The sequence below is a fragment of the Polaromonas sp. genome (genome assembly GCF_029945925.1).
GTDB lineage: Bacteria > Pseudomonadota > Gammaproteobacteria > Burkholderiales > Burkholderiaceae_C > Polaromonas.
This window is the reverse complement of sequence record NZ_JAQSDN010000043.1, coordinates 90535-109980: the sequence shown is the minus strand read 5'-3', so window position 1 is coordinate 109980 and position 19446 is coordinate 90535. Positions and strand designations below refer to the sequence as shown.

The 19446-nt window shown below is 63.9% G+C and carries 16 protein-coding genes; 10 read left to right on the top strand and 6 right to left on the bottom strand.

The window, feature by feature from the left end; translation table 11 throughout:
- Window positions 1-77: 77 nt before the first annotated feature.
- From PSV40_RS14755 to PSV40_RS14730, 6 genes are all read right to left on the bottom strand, one after another.
- Window positions 78-1142, bottom strand: a complete 1065-nt coding sequence (locus PSV40_RS14755; protein WP_300539067.1) for a malate/lactate/ureidoglycolate dehydrogenase — start codon at window positions 1140-1142, stop codon at window positions 78-80.
- Window positions 1143-1265: 123 nt separating this feature from the next.
- Entirely contained in the window at window positions 1266-2792 is a 1527-nt protein-coding gene (locus PSV40_RS14750) for a UxaA family hydrolase (RefSeq protein ID WP_300539065.1), read from the bottom strand.
- Window positions 2793-2830: 38 nt separating this feature from the next.
- Complete coding sequence (locus tag PSV40_RS14745) at window positions 2831-4225, bottom strand: TRAP transporter large permease (protein ID WP_300539063.1); 1395 nt, start codon at window positions 4223-4225, stop codon at window positions 2831-2833.
- A 12-nt stretch (window positions 4226-4237) separates the two neighbouring features.
- On the bottom strand, window positions 4238-4807 hold the full coding sequence (locus tag PSV40_RS14740) for a TRAP transporter small permease (RefSeq protein ID WP_300539061.1): 570 nt from the start codon (window positions 4805-4807) through the stop codon (window positions 4238-4240).
- A gap of 83 nt (window positions 4808-4890) precedes the next feature.
- Complete coding sequence (locus PSV40_RS14735; protein WP_300539058.1) at window positions 4891-5877, bottom strand: sialic acid TRAP transporter substrate-binding protein SiaP; 987 nt, start codon at window positions 5875-5877, stop codon at window positions 4891-4893.
- Window positions 5878-5932: 55 nt separating this feature from the next.
- Window positions 5933-6652 (bottom strand): FadR/GntR family transcriptional regulator, encoded by a 720-nt coding sequence (locus PSV40_RS14730; protein ID WP_300539056.1) that lies wholly within the window; start codon window positions 6650-6652, stop codon window positions 5933-5935.
- A 143-nt stretch (window positions 6653-6795) separates the two neighbouring features.
- Here PSV40_RS14730 and PSV40_RS14725 point away from each other — a divergent pair, with 143 nt between their 5' ends.
- From PSV40_RS14725 to PSV40_RS14680, 10 genes are all read left to right on the top strand, one after another.
- Entirely contained in the window at window positions 6796-7911 is a 1116-nt protein-coding gene (locus tag PSV40_RS14725; RefSeq protein WP_300539054.1) for a mandelate racemase/muconate lactonizing enzyme family protein, read from the top strand.
- Window positions 7912-7941: 30 nt separating this feature from the next.
- On the top strand, window positions 7942-8685 hold the full coding sequence (locus PSV40_RS14720) for an SDR family oxidoreductase (RefSeq protein WP_300539051.1): 744 nt from the start codon (window positions 7942-7944) through the stop codon (window positions 8683-8685).
- Window positions 8682-9428 carry an SDR family NAD(P)-dependent oxidoreductase gene (locus PSV40_RS14715; RefSeq protein ID WP_300539049.1) on the top strand — a complete coding sequence of 249 codons (747 nt, stop codon included), beginning with the start codon at window positions 8682-8684 and terminating at the stop codon, window positions 9426-9428. The genes PSV40_RS14720 and PSV40_RS14715 overlap by 4 nt, the downstream gene beginning before the upstream one ends.
- Window positions 9429-9681: 253 nt before the next feature.
- Entirely contained in the window at window positions 9682-10530 is an 849-nt protein-coding gene (locus tag PSV40_RS14710) for a fumarylacetoacetate hydrolase family protein (RefSeq protein ID WP_300539046.1), read from the top strand.
- A 43-nt stretch (window positions 10531-10573) separates the two neighbouring features.
- Window positions 10574-12961 (top strand): PAS domain-containing protein, encoded by a 2388-nt coding sequence (locus PSV40_RS14705; RefSeq protein WP_300539043.1) that lies wholly within the window; start codon window positions 10574-10576, stop codon window positions 12959-12961.
- A gap of 110 nt (window positions 12962-13071) precedes the next feature.
- The gene (locus PSV40_RS14700; RefSeq protein WP_300539041.1) at window positions 13072-13851 is read left to right on the top strand and encodes a TetR/AcrR family transcriptional regulator; all 780 of its coding nucleotides are present in this window, start codon (window positions 13072-13074) and stop codon (window positions 13849-13851) included.
- A 25-nt stretch (window positions 13852-13876) separates the two neighbouring features.
- Window positions 13877-15673 carry an acyl-CoA dehydrogenase C-terminal domain-containing protein gene (locus tag PSV40_RS14695; protein ID WP_300539038.1) on the top strand — a complete coding sequence of 599 codons (1797 nt, stop codon included), beginning with the start codon at window positions 13877-13879 and terminating at the stop codon, window positions 15671-15673.
- Between the two features lie 44 nt (window positions 15674-15717).
- Complete coding sequence (locus PSV40_RS14690; RefSeq protein ID WP_300539036.1) at window positions 15718-16152, top strand: DUF2147 domain-containing protein; 435 nt, start codon at window positions 15718-15720, stop codon at window positions 16150-16152.
- 99 nt (window positions 16153-16251) lie between these two features.
- A complete protein-coding gene (locus PSV40_RS14685; RefSeq protein ID WP_300539034.1) occupies window positions 16252-18741 on the top strand; it encodes a 3-hydroxyacyl-CoA dehydrogenase/enoyl-CoA hydratase family protein in 2490 nt (829 codons plus the stop codon).
- A 160-nt stretch (window positions 18742-18901) separates the two neighbouring features.
- Window positions 18902-19411 carry a DUF4442 domain-containing protein gene (locus PSV40_RS14680; RefSeq protein WP_300539032.1) on the top strand — a complete coding sequence of 170 codons (510 nt, stop codon included), beginning with the start codon at window positions 18902-18904 and terminating at the stop codon, window positions 19409-19411.
- The last annotated feature ends 35 nt before the right edge of the window (window positions 19412-19446 follow it).

Sequence of the window (19446 nt, the reverse complement as noted above, 5' to 3'; positions counted from 1 at the left end):
TGGCCTCCAGCCCACACAGGGCAAGCGCAGGCAGCTATCAATTTCATAGTGTGACCGCGGGCAGTGGCTGGAAGGCGTCAATCGGGCAGCGACACCCCGACCTTGTGGCCCGCGGCCACGATCTCCTGCCAGGTCTGGGCATCGACTGCAATGCCTTGGTCCTGTCGTTGCGCGCGGTAAGCCCGCTCCGGGTCACCGGCGATCTGCACCGCGTCAAACCCCGGCGCCACCGGCCCGGCCTGGAGCCAGTCGACAAAAGCCAGCGCTTCCTGCGCAAACGTGGCCTGGGTCCCGAGCCTGGCCGGGTCGATAAGGATGGTCAGCATGCCGTTGATCACCGCGCGCACGGCCGGGTCGGTTGGCTTGTGCCAGGTGCCGCTGCCGGTCAGCGCGCCGCCCAGCAGCTCGCAGGCCACGGCCATGCCGTAACCCTTGTGTTCGCCAAAGGCCAGCAGCGCGCCGAACAGGCCATTGCTCTGCGGCACCACGACCACGCCGGGGTCGGTGGTGGGTCGGCCGTGTTCGTCGATCAGTGTGCCGGGCTCCACACGCCGGCCTTCGTTGTGGGCGACGCGCATTTTTCCCTGCGCGACGCGGCTCGTGGCAAAGTCCAACACAAACGGATCGCGTCCTGCGAGAGGTACACCTATGCAGCACGGGTTGGTCCCGTAGCGGCCGTCAGCACCGCCGAAAGGTGCAACCACCGGCCGGGACAGCACATTGACAAAATGTATTGACACCAGCCCCTGGGCCACGGCCATTTCGGCGAAGTGCCCGATGCGCCCCAGGTGGTGCGCGTTGGCTAGCGTCATGATGCAGCTGCCGTGGGTTTGGGCGCGTTCCATGCCCAGCGCCATGGCCTGCGCGCCGACGATCTGGCCGTAGCCGCGCTGGCCGTCCAGCGTGAGGAGGGAGCCGGTGTCGAGCACCACTTTCACGCCGGTGTTGGGATGCAGGCCGCCCTCGAGCACCGCGTCCACATAACGCGGCAGCATGCCCACGCCATGCGAGTCGTGGCCGCTCAGGTTGGCCAGCACCAGGTTGGCCGCCACGGCAGCGGCTTCTTCGGCAGCGCTGCCGGCCGCTATTAAAACAGTAGCTATCTGCGCTTGCAGTGCTTGGGCTGGGAGGGTTTTTTGCATGATGTTCCAGCTTTGTGGATGTTGTTCCCTCTCCCTCAGGGAGAGGGTCAGGGTGAGGGTAGCCCAGTGCGCAGTGCCCTCACCCCCGCCCTCTCCCGGAAGGAGAGGGAGTGAAGAATGGGCCTACATGACCGCGCCGACTTGCCAGGGCACAAATTCGTTTTGCCCATAGCCGTGTTGTTCGCTTTTGCTCTGCGCGCCCGAGGCGGTGGCCAGCACCATGTCGAAAATCCGCTGGCCCATCTCCTGGACGGACACACCGCCGTCGATGATCTCGCCGCAGTTGATGTCCATGTCTTCCTCCTGGCGCTGCCACAGGGCCGAGTTGGTGGCGAGCTTGAGCGAAGGCGAGGGCGCGCAGCCGTAGGCCGAACCGCGCCCGGTGGTGAAGCAGATCAGGTTGGCGCCGCCGGCCACCTGGCCGGTGGCGCTGACCGGGTCGTAACCCGGCGTGTCCATGTAGACAAAGCCGTGTGCGTCCACGGGTTCGGCGTATTCGTAGACTGCTTCGAGGTTGCTGGTGCCGCCCTTGGCCACGGCGCCCAGCGATTTTTCGAGAATCGTGGTCAGGCCGCCGGCCTTGTTGCCGGGCGAGGGGTTGTTGTTCATCTCGCCCTCGTTGATCTCGGTGTAGTGCTCCCACCACTTGATGCGGGCGATCAGTTTTTCGGCGATGTCGGGACGCACGGCGCGGCGCGTCAGCAGGTGCTCGGCACCGTAAATTTCGGGGGTTTCGCTGAGGATGGCGGTGCCGCCATGCGCCACCAGCAGGTCTACCGCCGCGCCCAGTGCCGGGTTCGCGCTGATGCCCGAATAACCGTCGGAGCCGCCGCATTGCAGGCCGATGGTGATGTGGGCCGCGCTGCAGGGTTCGCGTTTTACCGCGTTGGCGCGCGGCAGCATCTCTTTGATCAGCGCAATCCCCTTGTCCACCGTCTTGCGCGTGCCGCCGGTGTCCTGGATGTTGAAGACGCGGAAGTTGTCGCCTTCGCGCAGCGCGCTGTGTGCGAGCCAGGCGTTGATCTGGTTGGCCTCGCAGCCCAGGCCCACCACCAGCACGCCGGCAAAGTTGGCATGGGTCGCGTAGCCGGCCAGCGTGCGCTCGAGGATTTTCAGCCCCAAGCCCTCGGAGTCCATGCCGCAGCCGGTGCCGTGTGTCAGCGCCACCACGCCGTCCACGTTGGGAAAGTCCTTGAGCGCGGCCGGGTTGGTTTGCCGCGAAAAATGATCGGCAATGGCACGCGCGGCGGTCGCCGAGCAGTTGACGCTGGACAGGATGCCGATGTAGTTGCGCGTGGCCACGCGCCCGTCGGCCCGCTTGATACCCATGAAGGTGGCCTCGCGCCGCGGGGCGGCGGGTTTCACGTCGGCGCCAAAGGCATAGTCGCGCGCAAAGTCGCCCTTGTCGGGACCCATGTCGAGGTTGTGCGTGTGCACATGGTCACCGGGTGCAATCGCCTTGCTGGCAAAACCGATGATCTGGTTGTAGCGCCGCACCGCCTCGCCGGCGGCCAGTGCGCGCGTGGCGACCTTGTGGCCGGGCGGGATCAGGCCCTTGACAGTGATGTTTTCGACCTGGGTGCCGCCCACCAGCTGGGCGCGGGCAATCAGGACGTCGTCGGCGGGATGAAGGCGGATAAAAGGAGTCATGGTGGGGTCAGGGCGATGGGCCATCTCGGTGAAAAGTTTCAGTAAACCATTTTTGGCAGCCAGAGCACCAGTTTCGGAAAATAGGTGATGACGACCAGCGAGCCGAGCAGGGGCACCAGCCAGGGCAGGATGGCGATGGTGGTGCGCTCGACCGAGAGTTTGGCCACCCGTGCCAGCACAAACAGCACCATGCCCATGGGCGGATGCAGCAAACCTATCATCAGGTTGAGCACCATCACCAGGCCGAAGTGGACCAGGTCGATGCCCAGCTGCTGGCAGATCGGTACAAGAATCGGCACCAGGATGGTGATGGCGGCCGTGGGTTCGAGAAAGCAGCCGACAAACAGCATCAGCAGGTTGGCCAGCAGCAGGAACACCCAGGGCTCCTTGGTGAAACCGAGCACCCACTCGGAAATCGCTGCGGTGACGCCGGTGGCGGTGAGCATCCAGCCGAAGATGCTGGCCGCCGCCACAATGAACAGCACCGTGGCGGTGGTTTCCACCGTGTCCAGGCAGACCTTGACGAACATTTTCCAGTTCAGCGTGCGGTACCAGGCCAGGCCCAGCACCATGGCCCAGAGGCAGGCGGCAATGGCGCCTTCGGTGGGCGTGAAGATGCCGGTGGTCATGCCGCCTATCAGCAGCACCGGCGTCATGATGGGCAGAACGGCCTGGAAGTTGAAAAACTTGTCGGCGGCAAACAGCACGATCAGGCCGACAAACACGGTGATCTGTGGCGGAAAGCCCGCCTTGGTGATCAGCAGCCAGAGCGCCAGCGGCCAGCCGGCCACCACCAGGGTTTCGACCAGTGCCTTGATTACGCGGGGCCACTCGAACTTGATGTCGGCGCCCCAGCCGTTCTTGTGGGCAAAGTAAGCCACGGTCAGCATCATCAGCACGCCCATCAGGATGCCCGGCAGGATGCCGGCCAGAAACAGCGCCCCGACACTGACGTTGGCCATCATCCCGTAAATCACGAAGGGCAGGCTGGGCGGAATGATGGGCCCGAGCGTGGCCGATGCTGCGGTGACGCCGACGGCGAACTCCTTGCTGTAGCCGTGGTCGGTCATGGCCTTGATCTCGATGGTTCCCAGGCCGGCGGCGTCGGCAATCGCGGTGCCGCTCATGCCGGCGAACACCACCGAACCCACCACATTCACATGGCCCAGGCCGCCCTTGAGCCAGCCGACCAGCGCCAGCGCGTAGTTGTAGATGCGGTTGGTGATGCCGGCGTTGTTCATCAGGTTGCCGGCCAGGATGAAAAACGGAACCGCCAGCAGCGGAAAGCTGTCGATGCCGCTGACCATGCGGTGGATCACCACGAAAGCCGGCAGGGTGCCCGTCCACCAGATATAGATCAGGGCCGAACCCGCCATGGCGATGGCCACCGGAATGCCGCCACTCATGAGCAGCAGGAAAATGATTTTGAGCATGTTGTATGGGTGTTATTTGTCGTCCATCGAGGACTCGGGACGTTCCAGGACGGAGTAGCCGCGCCGGTGGTGGAACAGCGCAATCTGGACGGAGCGGAAGGCCATGGCGGCAAAGCCCAGCAGGCAAATGCCGTAGACCCAGTTCATGGGCAGGTCGACCATGGTCATGCGCGAATTGCTGCCCAGCTTGAGCATCATCATCACGGTCAACACGGCGGCTGCGGCGAAGAAGCCCGCGCGCAGCACATCGACGGCGGTTGCCATGGCGCGTGCCATCGGTGTGGGCATGAACTTGTAGAAAAAGTCCACCTGGATGTGGTTGTTCTTGACCACACCGATGGTCGCGCCGGTGAAAACCACGGCGATCAGCAGGTAACGCGCGATCTCCTCGGTCCAGGCCGCCGAGTCGTTGAGCACATAACGGGTAAAGAACTGGTAGAACACCGTGGCGCCCAGGATCCAGAAGAAGCCCAGCGCCACCCAGGCTTCCAGTTTGGTGTCGGAAAGGTCCACGGCTTCGTCCTGCGCGTGAAACTGTCCGTCCGCCCCCATCACGGGGGCCATGTCGTCAATGGTTTCCATCTTTTGGGTTCCGATCGTCCTGAACTTGTCGAAAGGCCGGGCGGCCGATGTGTCGGCGGGCCCGGCCCGGGGGGTGACTTCGGTTACTTGATGGCGATGATGCGGTCCCAGTCCTTCTTGTCGAGCTTCATGGATTCGAAGGTGATGGCCTTGAGCACGCGCTGCTGGAAGTCGGCGCGGTCAACCGTCACCACGTTGTTGCCCTTTTTCTTGAACTCTTCCACCAGCTCGCCTTCGCGCTTGCGGATGTCGTTGGTGGCCTTTTCGGCGGCTTCCTGCGTGATGTCGGCGAGCAGCTTCTGCTCGGCCGGCGACAGCCTGGCCATGGTGCTGGGCGAAATCACCGTGAGCAGCGCGTCGGAGATGTGGCCGGTCAGGATGATGTTCTTCTGCACCTCGAAGAATTTTTTGGCTTCGATGGTCGGCAGCGGATTTTCCTGCGCGTCGACGGTGCCGTTCTGCAGCGCCAGGTAGACCTCGGCAAACGCGATGGGTGTCGGGTTCGCCCCGCAGGCGCGCGGCAGCGCGGTGTAGGCCGGAGAATCGGGCACCCGCATCTTCAGGCCCTTCATCTGGTCGCAGTTGGTGAACAGCTTGTTGCTGGTGGCGTGGCGCGCGCCATAGTAGGTCAGCGCGGTCACCGTGTTGCCGGTGGCCTTTTTGTAGCCCTCGGCCAGTTCCCTGAAGACATCGCTCTTGCCATACTTGACCACATGGTCGGCGTCGCGGAAGGTGAAGGGGTAGTAACTCACGGCCAGGCGCGGAAAGGAGTTGGAAGCGAAGGAAGCGCCGGTCAGGATGATGTCCACCGTGCCGAGTTGCAGGCCCTGGTTGATGTCGCTTTCCTTGCCCAGGCTGGAAGCCGGGAAGACCTGGATCTCGTACTTGCCGTTGGTGCGTTTCTTGAACTCGTCGGCCGCCCAGACCGACCATTTGTGATAGGGCTCGGACGTTTCATAGACGTGCGCCCATTTCAGTTTGGTCTGCGCATTGGCCATGCCAAATGTGCCCAGGGTGCCCGCCATGATTGCGCAGCATGCTATTGTTTTTAGAGTGAATCGTTTTGTCATGTTGTCTCCTCGGTTAAAAGAAAGGGTCGATAAGATGAATTGCCGGGCGCTTCCTTCAGCTTGTCTTCGCGCGGCGCCAGCTCGCGCTGAATCGGGAATGGGACTTGTCCATGTGGGTATGCATCGCGGTGCGGGCGGCGGGGCCGTCGTGCGCGCAGATGGCGGCCAGGATCGCTTCGTGTTCGGCAATCGCCGATTGCCATGATTTCATCGTCTCGAAGTAGCCGGTCAGGCGCGTGAACAGCGGGCCGCGGCGGGAGTCCCAGAAACTCTGCACGGTTTCGATCAGCACCACGTTGCCGCAAGCCTCGACAATCGCGCTGTGGAAGGCCCGGTCGCCGTCCAGCGGCAGCACGCCGCGGTTGGCGTCGGTGACCATCATGTCAATGGCGGCGCGCATGGCGTCGATGTCCTTGCGCCTGGCCTGGAGAGCGGCCATCGAGGCGATCTCACCCTCCACCACGCGGCGTGCGCGTATCAGTTCCAGGGGCCCCCATTCGGTCAGTGTGACCTGCGGCCCCTTGGACCGGCTGGCCCGCACCGACCGGTCCAGCACATACACACCGGAGCCGGTGCGCACCTCGACCCAGCCTTCGACTTCCATGGCAATCAGTGCTTCCCGCACCGACGGCCGGCTCACGCCGAGCTGTTTGGCCAGGTCGCGTTCTGCCGGCAGGCGCGTGCCGGCCGCAAATTCCCCCTTGCTGATCAGCGAGCGCAGCTGCTCGGCGATCTGGCGATAAAGGCGTTGCGGTTCGACGGTTTGCAGCGGCATTTTTTCAGTGCGGGGATGAATTAAGGGTTAGCCAGAAGTGGACAAGTGGTAAGACCAATTGATAATCCCATGATTCCAGCCCTTCCGGCCATCCGGCTAAACCCTGTAATGTTTCCTGCCATGTTTTTCCTCCGCGTCCGCCCATGACCGCGCCCGTCACGATTGAGTCCGTCCGCCTGCGCCAAGTCAACCTGCCGCCCAAGGTCGTGCGCACCGACGCCATCCAGTCCTTTGTGACGCAGGAGACCCTGCTGCTCACCCTGCGCTGCAGTGACGGCGTGGAGGGCACCGGTTATGCCTACACCATAGGCACCGGCGGCTCATCGGTCATGGCCTTGCTGCACGACCACCTCGCGCCGCGCCTGCTGGGCCGCAACCCGCTGCATGTCGAGGCGATCTGGAAAGACCTGTTTTTCCACACCCACGCCACGGCCGTGGGGGCCATCACCAGCCTGGCGCTGGCCTGCGTGGACACCGCCTTGTGGGACTGGCGCGCACGCCGCCAGGACTTGCCCCTGTGGCAGTTGCTCGGTGGCGCGCAATCGCGTGTCCCGGTGTACACCACCGAGGGCGGCTGGCTGCACCTGGGTGCCGACGAGCTGGTGGCGCAGACGCTGGCGGCCCAGGCCCAGGGTTTCCGGGGCGCGAAGATCAAGGTGGGCAGGCCGCATGTCAGCGAGGACGTGGCACGGCTGTCCGCCGTGCGGGACGCGGTGGGCCCGGGCTTTGACATCATGGTCGACGCGAACCAGGGTTTCAACCGCCCGGAGGCGGTGCGCCGGGCGGCCGCCTTTGCGGGGCTGGACCTGGCCTGGCTGGAGGAGCCCATGGCGGCCGAAGACGTGTCGGGGCACAGGCAACTGCGCGCCCAGACCGCCATCCCGGTGGCCGTGGGTGAGTCGATGTACCACCTGAGCCAGTTCCGCGAATACCTGGAACAGGGCGCCTGCAGCATTGTCCAGCCCGATGTGGCGCGCATAGGCGGCATCACCCCATGGATCAAGGTGGCCCATCTGGCCGAAGGGTTTGGCGTGCCCGTCTGTCCGCATTTCCTGATGGAGCTGCATGTGAGCCTGTGCGCCGCCGTTCCCAATGCGGCCTGGGTTGAATACATCCCGCAGCTCGACGACATCACGACCAGCCGCATCCGGGTCGAGGGCGGTTATGCCTGGCCGCCCGATGCGCCCGGCCTGGGCATGGCGTGGGACTGGCCTGTCATCGAAAAGCGGCAGCTTGCCGACACCACCCTGAATCAATAAATCAATCAAACAATCAACCAAGGAAAAGACATGAGACTCCAAGGGAAAACCGCACTGATCACGGCCGCCGGCCAGGGCATAGGCAAGGCCAGTGCGCTGGCCATGGCGGCAGAAGGTGCGCAGGTCTGGGCGACCGACGTCAATGCGAAGCTGCTGGAAAGTTATGCGGGCATGCCCAATATCCGCACCATGGCGCTGGACGTGCTCGACAAGGCGGCGATCCAGAAGGCGATCGCCGGCCTGCCGGCGCTCGACGTGCTGTTCAATTGCGCGGGTTTTGTGCACGCGGGCACGGCCCTGCAGGCCACCGACGAAGAGTGGGAGTTCGCTTTCAACCTCAATGTGCGCTCGCAGTTCTGGACCATCCAGGCGGCACTGCCGCGCATGCTCGCCAACAACGGCGGCAAGGGCAGCGGCAGCATCATCAACATGGCCAGTGTGGTCAGCATCAAGGGGCTTCCCAACCGGTTTGTCTATGGCGCGTCCAAGGCGGCGGTGATCGGCCTGACAAAAAGTGTGGCGGCCGACTTTGTGATGCAGGGCATACGCTGCAACTGCATCTGCCCCGGTACCGTCGATACGCCCTCGCTGCAGGACCGCATCAATGTGTTTGAAGACCCGGTGGAAGCGCGCAGGAATTTCATTGCCCGCCAGCCCATGGGCCGGCTCGCGCAGGCCCACGAGATTGCACCCGTCGTGACCTTCCTGGCCAGCGATGAAGCAGCCTTTGTCACCGGCCAGCACTACAACATCGATGGTGGCATGACCATATGAACCAGCTCGACTTCCAGGGCCGGCACGCGGTGGTCACCGGTGGTGCCACCGGCCTGGGTTACGCCATTGCGCAGCGGCTGATCCAGTCCGGCGGCAGTGTCACGCTGTGGGACCGCGACGAAGCGGCGGCAAAGCAGGCGGCGGCCGCGTTGGGTCCGCGGGCCTCGGCGGTGGCGGTGGACGTGTCGCAGCATGCCTCGGTGCGCGCGGCGGTCCAGGCGACGTTGCTGTTGGCTCCCAAGGTCGATGCGCTGGTCAACAGCGCCGGCGTGACCGGCCCCAACGTCAAGCTCTGGGATTACCCGGTCGATGCGTGGGAGCAGGTGATGGCCGTCAACCTCAACGGCCTGTTCCTGTGCTGCCGTGAATGGGCGCCGCATCTGCGCGCCAACAACTACGGCCGCATTGTCAACATCGCCTCGGTGGCCGGCAAGGACGGCAACCCGAATGCCAGCGCCTACAGCGCCAGCAAGGCGGGGGTGATTGCGCTGACCAAGTCGCTGGGCAAGGAACTCGCCGATACCAGCGTGCGCGTCAACTGCGTCACGCCGGCCGCCGTGAAGACCGCGATTTTTGACCAGATGACGCCGGAACACATTGCCTTCATGCTGTCGAAAATACCGATGGGCCGCTTCGGCACGCCCGACGAGGTGGCCGCCATGGTGGTCTGGCTGTGCACCGAAGAATGTTCGTTCTCGACCGGCGCGGTGTTTGACCTGTCGGGCGGCCGCTCCACCTACTGATGGGGACATCCATCAATCCGATTCTCGGGCGCATGGCTTCGTTGCGCGGTGCTCGGAATCCTCATGCACCCAAGGGGTTATTGGGGTCAGACGCCAATTTCGCTGCGGTGCGTCGCACCGCGCCTTCCAGGTGTGCCGAAGGCACGGCGAATTTGGGCTCTGACCCCAAAAACCCCGTGCGCCTCGCCCTGCATCCCGATAATCGAATTTCTGGACGCCCCATTTCGCACCTCTTTTTTTTAAAGGAAAAACCATGAAACTCGTTCGTTACGGCAACCCTGGCAAGGAAAAACCAGGTCTCATCGATGCCGAGGGCAAACTGCGCGACCTGAGCGGCGTGGTCAAGGACATTGGCCCCGACCAGCTCGGTGATGGCGCACTGGCCAAGCTGCGCAAGCTCAAGGCGGCGAACCTGCCGCTGGTCAAAGGCAAGCCGCGTCTGGGCAGCCCGGTTGCCGGTGTCGGCAAGTTCATCGCCATTGGCCTGAACTATGCCGACCACGCGGCCGAGTCGGGCCTGCCGATTCCGAAAGAACCCATCGTGTTCATGAAGGCCACCACCTGCATCCAGGGGGCCAACGATCCGGTCATGTTGCCCAAGGGTTCGGTCAAGTCCGACTGGGAGGTCGAACTCGGCGTGGTGATCGGCACCCGCGCGCGTTATGTCTCGCAGAAGGACGCGCTCAATTTTGTGGCCGGCTACTGCACCATCAACGACGTCAGTGAGCGTGAATACCAGATCGAGCGCGGCGGCACCTGGGACAAGGGCAAGGGCTGCGACACCTTCGGTCCGATCGGCCCCTGGCTGGTCACGCGCGACGATGTGCCGAATCCGCAAAAGCTGGCGATGTGGCTGGACCTCAACGGCCAGCGGGCGCAGACCGGCAGCACCAAAACCATGATTTTCAGCGTCGCCAAAATCATCAGTTATGTCAGCCAGTTCATGACCTTGATGCCCGGCGATGTGATCACCACCGGCACACCGCCCGGCGTGGGCATGGGCATGAAGCCGCCCTTGTTCCTGAAAAAGGGCGACGTCATGACCCTGGGCATTGAAGGCCTGGGCGAGCAGCGCCAGGTGGTGGTTCCGTTCAAGCTGTAATCCTGGCTGCCAGGCCGGCACCGCGGCAGGTAAACTGCGGCGGATGAGCGCCGCCTCCGACCTGCCTTTTCTCTCCGGCGACACCTCCACCTCGCGCCTGATGCGTGGCATGGACTGGTCGGGTCCGGGGCTGGGTCCGCCGCAGCAGTGGCCCCAGTCGCTGCGCTCGGTGGTCAGCCTGATGCTGGGTTCGGCCTTCCCCATGTTCGTTGCCTGGGGACCGGCGCTGAACACGCTGTACAACGACGCCTACGGCGAGATCATGGGCGCCAAACATCCTGCGGGCATGGGGCAGCCGTTTCTCGATATCTGGCATGAAATCCGTGTCGAGCTCGTGCCCCTGGTGGCACGCGCGGTCGGCGGCGAGGCCTTCTTCATGGAAAACCTGCCGCTACGCATGCGACGCCACGGCTACGACGAAGACACCTGGTTCACGTTTTCATGGTCGCCGGTGCGTGACGAGGCCGGTGGTGTCGCCGGCTTTTTCTGCGCCTGCACGGAAACCACCGGCATGGTGTTGGCCGAACGCCATCAGCGCGCGGAACAGGAGCGGCTGCAGTCGCTGTTCAGCCAGGCGCCCGGCTTCATCGCCATCATGCGCGGACCCGACCATGTGTTTGAAATTGCCAACCAGGCCTATGTGCAACTGACCGGTTTTCGCGACGTGATCGGCAAGCCCCTGGCCCTGGCCTTGCCCGAGGTGGTCGAGCAGGGTTTTGTCAAACTGCTGGACCAAGTGTTTACTACCGGGGAACCCTATGTGGGCCGGTCCGTGCGCCTGATGCTCAATCACGAACGTGATGCGCCTCCTACCGAGGCCTGGCTGGATTTTGTCTATCAGCCGCTGCGGGATGCGAAGGGTGCGGTCAACGGCGTGTTTGTGCAGGGGCACGAGGTCACCGAATTGCAGCGCATCCAGCAGGCCCTGCTGGCTTTTTCCAACAGCATCCCCGCCATCGCCTGGGTGGCCGCGGCCGATGGTCCGCTGGAGCGATTCAATTCCCAGTGGCAGGCTTACACCGGCCAGACCGCGGAAAGTGCGCTCGGCAATGGCTGGATGGCTTTTTTGCATCCCGATGACCGCGTCGTGGCCCGGGAGAACTGGGCGCGGGTGCGCGGCGGCAACCAGGAGTGGCAGGTGGACTACCGCCTGCGCGGTGCGGGCGGCGCTTACCGCTGGTTCAAGGCGCGCGCCGTGCCGCAACTCGACGCCGATGGCCGCGTGCTGCGCTGGTTTGGCACCACCACCGACATTGAGGACGCGAAAAAAAACCACCAGGCGTTGCGCGATGCGGACCGCCAGAAAGACGAGTTTCTGGCGACGCTGGCGCACGAACTGCGCAACCCGCTGGCGCCGATTCGTGCCGCCGCGCAGTTGCTCGGCTCTCCGGCTTCCCAACCAGCGGCGCGAGAACATGCCGTGGAGGTGATTGGACGCCAGGTGGGTCACATGGCCCGCCTGCTGGACGACCTGATCGATGTCGCCCGCATCACCCAGCGCAGGGTGGTCCTGAAGAAAGTGCCCCTGGCTGTCGACGATCTGGTGGAGTCCGTCCTGGAAACGGTGCGTCCCCTGGCGCAGGCCAAGCGGCACGTTCTGGTGGCCACGATCGGCGGCGACGGCCTGCAGCTGGTGGCCGATCCGCTCAGGCTGGCGCAGGTGCTGTCCAACCTGCTGAACAACGCCGTGAAATACACCGACGAAGGAGGTCAGATCGGGTTCGACGTGCAGGTCGAGGTGGACTGGCTGAGTTTCACGGTGACGGACAGCGGCATTGGCCTGAGCCAGGCGGCCATCGAAAACATCTTCACCATGTTCGCCCAGGAGAAATCGGCGCTGGACCGCTCGGAAGGCGGTCTGGGCATCGGACTGGCACTGGCCAAGGGGCTGGTCGAGCTGCACGGCGGCACGGTGTCGGCCTTCAGCGAAGGCCCGGGCCGCGGCAGCCGCTTTGTCGTGAAGCTGCCGTATTCCGCCGACAGGCAACAAGTCGTCGCCAGCCCGGCTGCGACCTTGCCGGCCCCGGGCCCGCCGCAGGCCCGGACCGTGCTGCTCGCCGACGACAACCGCGACGCAGTCGATGTGCTGGCCGAACTGCTTCGCATGGACGGCTACCTCGTGCACACGGCCAATGACGGACGGGAGGCGGCTGACCTGGCGATGCGCTTGCGGCCCGATGTGCTGGTGCTCGATATCGGCATGCCCGGCCTCAATGGGTATGAAGTCGCACGGCTGGTGCGCGCCCAGCCCTGGGGCGACCGCCCGCTGCTGATCGCAGCGACCGGCTGGGGCCAGGACGATGACCGGCAGAAGGCCCTGGCTGCAGGTTTCAACCGGCACCTGACCAAGCCCTTTGATCCGCAGCAGCTTTCCGCCTGGATCGCCGAATTTCCGGTCCCTGAGTCTGATGTTGACAAGGGTTTACCCTGACCCAGCCTAGGGCCTCAACCCTATAAATCGGTATTTCCTGGCGCTTGCGTTGAACGGGGCAGGTTTTGCGGCAAAATAGAACGGTCGTTCTTTTTTTTTGTCTGGCGCCCATGTCTGTTACCGAACTTCCTGTCAAGACAGCCCGCCCGGGTCCCCGGGAAAGTGCTCGCGCGGCGCATGCCGGCATGCAGAAAGGCCAGCAGACCAAGGCTGCCATCGTGGATGCCGCCCTCGGACTGGCCACGCAGATCGGCCTGGAAGGCCTGAGCATTGGCGCCCTGGCCGAAGTCATGCACATGAGCAAGTCGGGCGTGTTTGCCCACTTCGGCTCCCGCGAAGAATTGCAGATATCGGTCATCCGCGAGTATTTCGCGCGTTTTGAAGAAGAGGTTTTTTACCCCGCGCTGAAAGAGCCCAAAGGCCTGCCGCGTGTGCAGGCCCTGTTCGGCAACTGGATGAAACAGGTCGCGGTCGAGCTGCAGTCGGGCTGCATCTTCATCAGCGGCGCCGTCGAATTTGACGACCGGCCCGGCCCGGTGCGCGACGCGCTGGCCACCTCGGTGCAGACCTGGCTGGCGGCCATGTACCGCGCGGTGGTGCTGGCCAAGGAGGCCGGCCATTTGCGTGCGGACGCCGACGAGCGCCAGATTGCCTTCGAGATCCACGGCCTGATCCTGGCCTTGCATTACGAAGCCCGCTTTCTCAAGACGCCTGGTTCCATAGACCGGACATTGCGCGCCTTCCAGAGCATCCTGGCGCGTTACGGCAGCGACGCCGCCGGCGCGCTGGCGCCACCCATCACCTCTGCATCACTGACGGGCGGCGCCGTGCCTATTCCTGACTCTTTCGCCTCTTCCGCTTCCTCCATTTCTTTCGGCTCTTCCGTTTAATCCCTTCCCATCAAAGGATCTTTCCATGCCTCAATACAACCCGCCACTGCGCGACATGCAGTTCGTCATGCACGAAGTGCTCAAGGTCACCGACGAGTTCAAGGCCCTGCCGAAACACGCCGATGTGGACGCGGACACCATCAATGCCGTGCTCGAGGAAGCCGGCAAGTTTGCCGCCGAAGTGACCTTCCCCCTGAACATCAGCGGCGACACGGAAGGCTGCAAACTGGACCAGGCCACGCACGAGGTGACACCGCCCAAGGGTTTCAAGGAAGCCTATGCCAAGTACGTCGAAGGCGGCTGGGCAGCGTTGTCCTGCGACCCCGAATACGGCGGCCAGGGCCTGCCCTTTGTCGTGAACCAGTGCGTCTACGAAATGCTGAACTCCGCCAACCAGGCCTGGACCATGTACCCCGGCCTGTCGCACGGCGCCTACGAGGCGCTGCATGCCCACGGCACGGACGCGCAGAAAAAGCTCTACCTGCCAAAATTGGTCAGCGGCGAGTGGACCGGCACCATGTGCCTGACCGAGCCGCATTGCGGCACCGACCTGGGCCTGCTGCGCACAAAAGCCGAGCCCCAGGCAGACGGTACCTACAAACTCACCGGCAACAAGATTTTCATCAGCGCCGGTGAACACGACATGACCGAAAACATCCTGCACCTGGTGCTGGCCCGCCTGCCCGATGCACCGCAGGGCAGCAAAGGCATCAGCCTGTTCCTTGTGCCGAAATTCAATGTCGGGGAAGACGGCGCCATCGGTTCCCGCAACGGCATTTACTGCGGCAGCCTGGAACACAAGATGGGCATCCACGGCAACGCCACCGCGCAAATCGTGCTTGAGGGCGCCGTCGGCACCATGGTGGGCGCACCCAACAAGGGCCTGGCCGCCATGTTCGTCATGATGAACGCCGCCCGCCTGGGCGTCGGCAACCAGTCGCTGGGCCTGACCGAAGTGGCCTACCAGAACGCGCTGGCCTACGCCAAGGACCGCATCCAGATGCGTTCGCTGTCGGGCGTGAAAGCCAAGGACAAGCCGGCCGATCCGATCATCGTGCACCCCGATGTGCGCAAGATGCTGCTGACCGCCAAGGCTTATGCCGAGGGCGGCCGTGCGCTGGCGATCTACTGCACGATGCTGCTCGACAAGGAACTGCACCACCCCGACGAGAAGGTCCGCAAGGATTCCGGCGAAATCGTCGCGCTGCTCACGCCCATCGTGAAGGCCTTCCTGACCGACAACGGCCATATTTCCACCAACGCCTGCATGCAGGTTTTCGGCGGCCACGGCTTCATCAAGGAATGGGGCATGGAGCAGTTCGTGCGCGACAACCGCATCAACATGATTTACGAAGGCACCAACACGATCCAGTCGCTGGATCTGCTGGGCCGCAAGGTGCTCGGCAACAACGGCGCCACGCTGAAAAAATTCGGCAAGATCATCGGCGCCCTGATTGCCGAGGAAGGCGTCAATGAGAAGATGGCCGAGTTCATCAATCCGCTGGCCTACCTGGCCGACCAGATGACCAAGTTCACGACCGAGCTCGGCTTCAAGGGTTTCCAGAACCCTGACGAAGTGGGCGCGGCGGCGGTGGACTACCTGCGCGTCGCCGGCCACCTGGTGTTTGGTTACTTCTGGGCGCGCATGGCGCAAACCGCGCTGCGCGAAATCGCTGCCGGCAATGCCGACTCCTTCTATCTGGCCAAGGTGCAGACGGCGCGCTTCTACTTCGCGAAACTGTTCCCCGAGACCGCGACGCTGATGCGCACCGCGCGTAGCGGCAGCAAGGCGCTGATGGACACGGACGCCGCGCTGGCCTGACCGGCTGACGTTTGTTTTACATGCCTTTTAGCCCTGGAGCCCTTATGTACCGTGCGCTGACAGCTATATTTTTGGGAGCGGTTGCCTTCCCGGCCCTGGCCCAGATGACACCTGTCGGCCTGTGGCGCAATGTGGACGACAAGACCGGCGAGGCCAAGGCCGAGATCCGGATTGCCGAGAGCGCCGGTGTGCTCAGCGGCAAGATTGCCACGCGCCTGGGCAAGGACGTCAAGCCTGACGACGTCTGCGACCAATGCAGCGATGACCGCAAGGACAAACCCATTCTGGGTCTGGAGATCATTCGCGGCGCTAAAAAGACCGAGGGCAAAGAGGTGTGGGAGGGCGGCAAGATCCTGGACCCCGAAAACGGCCGCAACTACACGCTGCGCCTGACGCCCGTCGAAGGCGGCAAAAAACTTGAAGTCCGGGGCTCGTTCGGTCCCTTCGGGCGCACCCAGACCTGGGTGCGCATTAATTGATTTAACTCCCTCTCCTTCGGGGAGAGGGCGGGGGTGAGGGCGGCCTTGGAGAGCCCTCACCCTAACCCTCTCCCACGGGGAGAGGTAACAGGAGAAGACATGTCAAGATTCCAAGTCAAAAAAGTCGCCGTGCTCGGTGCCGGCGTGATGGGTGCGCAGATCGCCGCCCATCTGGTCAACCTCAAGGTGCCGGTGGTGCTGTTTGACCTGCCCGATAACGGCGCCCCCACGCTCCCCGCCTCGCGTGGTTCGCTGCCCCCCGAGGGGGCCGCTTCCACCTTGGGGCGGCCCGGCGGCGGAACAGGCCCGAAAAACGGCATCGTCAGCCGCGCGATCGAAGGCCTGAAAAAGCTCAAGCCCGCACCGCTGGGCGTGCCCGAAGACGCGGCCCTTATCCAGCAGGCCAACTACGAGGAACACATGGATGTTCTCAAGGAGTGCGACCTGATCATCGAGGCGATTGCCGAACGCATGGACTGGAAGACCGACCTGTACCACAAGATCGCGCCTTTCATCGGTGAAGGCGCCATCGTCGCGAGCAACACCTCGGGCCTGTCGATCACCAAACTCAGCGAGGCATTGCCGGAATCCATCAAGCCGCGTTTTTGCGGCATCCACTTCTTCAACCCGCCGCGTTACATGACGCTGGTCGAGCTGATCAACACGCCGACCACCGACCCCAGGGTGCTCGACGACCTCGAAGCCTTTGTGACCAGCGGCCTGGGCAAGGGCGTGATCCGCGCCCACGACACACCCAATTTCGTGGCCAACCGCGTCGGCATTGCCGGCATGCTGGCGACGATGAAGGAGGTCGAGAACTTCGGCCTGACCTATGACGTGGTCGATGACCTGACCGGCAAGAAGCTGGGCCGCGCCAGCAGCGGCACCTTCCGCACCGCCGACGTGGTGGGCCTGGACACCATGGCCCACGTCATCAAGACCCTGCAGGACAACCTGGACGAAAAGAGCGATCCGTTCTACGCCAGCTTCGGCACGCCCGATGTGCTGAAAAAACTGCTGGAACTGGGCAACCTGGGCCAGAAGTCCAGGGCCGGTTTCTACAAGAAGGTGGGGCGCGACATCCTGCGCTTCGAGCTGGAGAGCGAGGAGTACGTGCCCGGCGGCCAGAAGGCCGACGAGGTGTACACCCGCATGCTCAAGCGGCCGGCCGCCGAGCGCCTGCGCCTGCTGCGCAACGCCGAAGGACCGCAGGGCCAGTTCCTCTGGGCCATCCTGCGCAACAGCTTTCACTACGCCGCCGTGCATCTGGCCAGCATTGCCGACAACGCGCGCGATGTCGACCAGGCCATGCGCTGGGGCTTCGGCATGAAGCAGGGACCGTTCGAGTTGTGGCAGGAAGCCGGCTGGCTGGACGTGGCGACGATGATCCAGGAAGACATCGATGCAGGCAAGGCGCTGTGCAAGGCGCCGCTGCCCGAGTGGGTTTTCAAGGGCCCGGTGGCGGATGCCGGCGGCGTGCACACGGCGCAGGGTTCCTGGAGCGCTTCGGCCGGCAAATTTGTGGCGCGCCGCGCGCTTCCCGTCTACGACCGCCAGCATTTCCCCGAAAAACTGCTGGGCGAGGCGCTGCCCGACTTCATGACCGCCGGCACGACGCTGCACGAAGATGACGCGATCCGTTTGTGGACGCTGGCTGGTGAACAGGGCGATGTGCTGATCGCCAGCATCAAGACCAAGATGCACGCCATCAGCCCCGATGTGGTGGAAGGCCTGGCGATGGGCGTGGACCTCGCCGAGAAAAGCTACAAGGGCCTGGTGATCTGGTCGAACGACGAGATGTTCTCGGCCGGTGCCGACCTGCAGGCCATGCTGCCGGCCTTCATGATGGCCGGTGTCTCGGCCGTGGAAGGCGCCGAGGCCGAGATGCAGAACGTGATGCTCAAGCTGCGTTATGCGGCCGTTCCCGTGGTGTCGGCCGTTCGCGGCCTGGCGCTGGGCGGCGGCTGCGAGCTGGCGGTGTACTCGGCCAAACGCGTGGCCGCGATGGAAAGCTACATCGGCCTGGTCGAAGTCGGTGTCGGCCTGGTGCCGGGTGCCGGCGGCCTGACCTATATTGCGCGCCGCGCTGCGGAGAACGCGGCAAGCTCCACCAGCAAGGACATGTTGCCTTTCCTGACTGAGGGCTTCACCGCCGCGGCCATGGCCAAGGTCGGCACCAGCGCCATTGAGAGCCGCAAGATCGGCTACCTGCTCGACAGCGACGTGATCGTGCCCCACAAGGACGAGCTGTTGTTTGTCGCCTTGAACGAGGCCCGCGCGCTGTTCAACTCCGGCTACCGCGCACCGCACAAGCGGCCGTTTCCGGTGGTCGGCCGTAGCGGCCTGGCGACCATCAAGGGCCAGCTGGTCAACATGCGCGACGGCGGCTTCATCAGCGCGCACGACTTCCACATTGCCAGCCTGATCGCCAACGTGGTCTGCGGCGGCGATGTCGATGCCGGCTCGCTGGTGACCGAGGAATACGTGATGACGCTGGAGCGCAAGGCCTTCTGTTCGCTGCTGGAACACCCGAAAACGCAGGAGCGGATCATGGGCATGATGAGCACGGGCAAACCTGTGCGCAACTGATCAAGCTACTGCGGAGGCATCATGCGTCGTTGCAGCCCAGAATCAATCCTCACGTACAGAAGTACGGGCCAAGTGCTTCCGGGCGCCCGCGCCTGGCCTGATGCCTCCTCGCTACGCTTTGTCAATCACGCACGCTACTTCGCACAACCGATCAAAGTCCATGAGCACTCATTTCCCCAACCGCCTCGAACGCCAGCTGGACCGGCTGTCCGACCTGCCGGCTTTTGCGCGCACCTGGTTTCGCGGTGTGGTGATGCACCGCGCCGTGCCTTTCACCGGCACGGCGGGGCTGGACTTTCTGGAGATGACAGTCAGCAGGGTCGAGATCGGCATCAAGAACGAGAAGAAGGTGCAGAACCACATTGGCGGCATCCATGCTTCGGCGATGAACCTGCTGGCGGAAACCGCCACCGGCATGGTGGTCGGCATGAATGTGCGTGATGACTGCACGCCGCTGGCCAAGGAGCTGAAGATGGCGTTCAAAAAGCGCGCCACCGGCGCGCTACGCGCCGTGGCCACCTTGAGCGACGAGCAGCGCGCCGCCATGCAGGCCAGCGACAAGGGCGAAGTGACGGTGTCCGTCACCGTGCTGGATGAGGCCGGTGTGAACCCGGTCGAATGCGAATTTGTCTGGGCCTGGATTCCCTCCGGCCCGAGGAAAAGTGAATGAATCTATCTTGTCTTGCCCCTTCCCCCACTGGGGGA

What these genes read in the sequence shown, in the direction of transcription:
- PSV40_RS14755 (WP_300539067.1), bottom strand. Translation starts at nt 1,142, where the DNA reads ATGCAAAAAACCCTCCCAGCCCAAGCACTGCAAGCGCAGATAGCTACT.
- PSV40_RS14750 (WP_300539065.1), bottom strand. Translation starts at nt 2,792, where the DNA reads ATGACTCCTTTTATCCGCCTTCATCCCGCCGACGACGTCCTGATTGCC.
- PSV40_RS14745 (WP_300539063.1), bottom strand. Translation starts at nt 4,225, where the DNA reads ATGCTCAAAATCATTTTCCTGCTGCTCATGAGTGGCGGCATTCCGGTG.
- PSV40_RS14740 (WP_300539061.1), bottom strand. Translation starts at nt 4,807, where the DNA reads ATGGAAACCATTGACGACATGGCCCCCGTGATGGGGGCGGACGGACAG.
- PSV40_RS14735 (WP_300539058.1), bottom strand. Translation starts at nt 5,877, where the DNA reads ATGACAAAACGATTCACTCTAAAAACAATAGCATGCTGCGCAATCATG.
- PSV40_RS14730 (WP_300539056.1), bottom strand. Translation starts at nt 6,652, where the DNA reads ATGCCGCTGCAAACCGTCGAACCGCAACGCCTTTATCGCCAGATCGCC.
- PSV40_RS14725 (WP_300539054.1), top strand. Translation starts at nt 6,796, where the DNA reads ATGACCGCGCCCGTCACGATTGAGTCCGTCCGCCTGCGCCAAGTCAAC.
- PSV40_RS14720 (WP_300539051.1), top strand. Translation starts at nt 7,942, where the DNA reads ATGAGACTCCAAGGGAAAACCGCACTGATCACGGCCGCCGGCCAGGGC.
- PSV40_RS14715 (WP_300539049.1), top strand. Translation starts at nt 8,682, where the DNA reads ATGAACCAGCTCGACTTCCAGGGCCGGCACGCGGTGGTCACCGGTGGT.
- PSV40_RS14710 (WP_300539046.1), top strand. Translation starts at nt 9,682, where the DNA reads ATGAAACTCGTTCGTTACGGCAACCCTGGCAAGGAAAAACCAGGTCTC.
- PSV40_RS14705 (WP_300539043.1), top strand. Translation starts at nt 10,574, where the DNA reads ATGAGCGCCGCCTCCGACCTGCCTTTTCTCTCCGGCGACACCTCCACC.
- PSV40_RS14700 (WP_300539041.1), top strand. Translation starts at nt 13,072, where the DNA reads ATGTCTGTTACCGAACTTCCTGTCAAGACAGCCCGCCCGGGTCCCCGG.
- PSV40_RS14695 (WP_300539038.1), top strand. Translation starts at nt 13,877, where the DNA reads ATGCCTCAATACAACCCGCCACTGCGCGACATGCAGTTCGTCATGCAC.
- PSV40_RS14690 (WP_300539036.1), top strand. Translation starts at nt 15,718, where the DNA reads ATGTACCGTGCGCTGACAGCTATATTTTTGGGAGCGGTTGCCTTCCCG.
- PSV40_RS14685 (WP_300539034.1), top strand. Translation starts at nt 16,252, where the DNA reads ATGTCAAGATTCCAAGTCAAAAAAGTCGCCGTGCTCGGTGCCGGCGTG.
- PSV40_RS14680 (WP_300539032.1), top strand. Translation starts at nt 18,902, where the DNA reads ATGAGCACTCATTTCCCCAACCGCCTCGAACGCCAGCTGGACCGGCTG.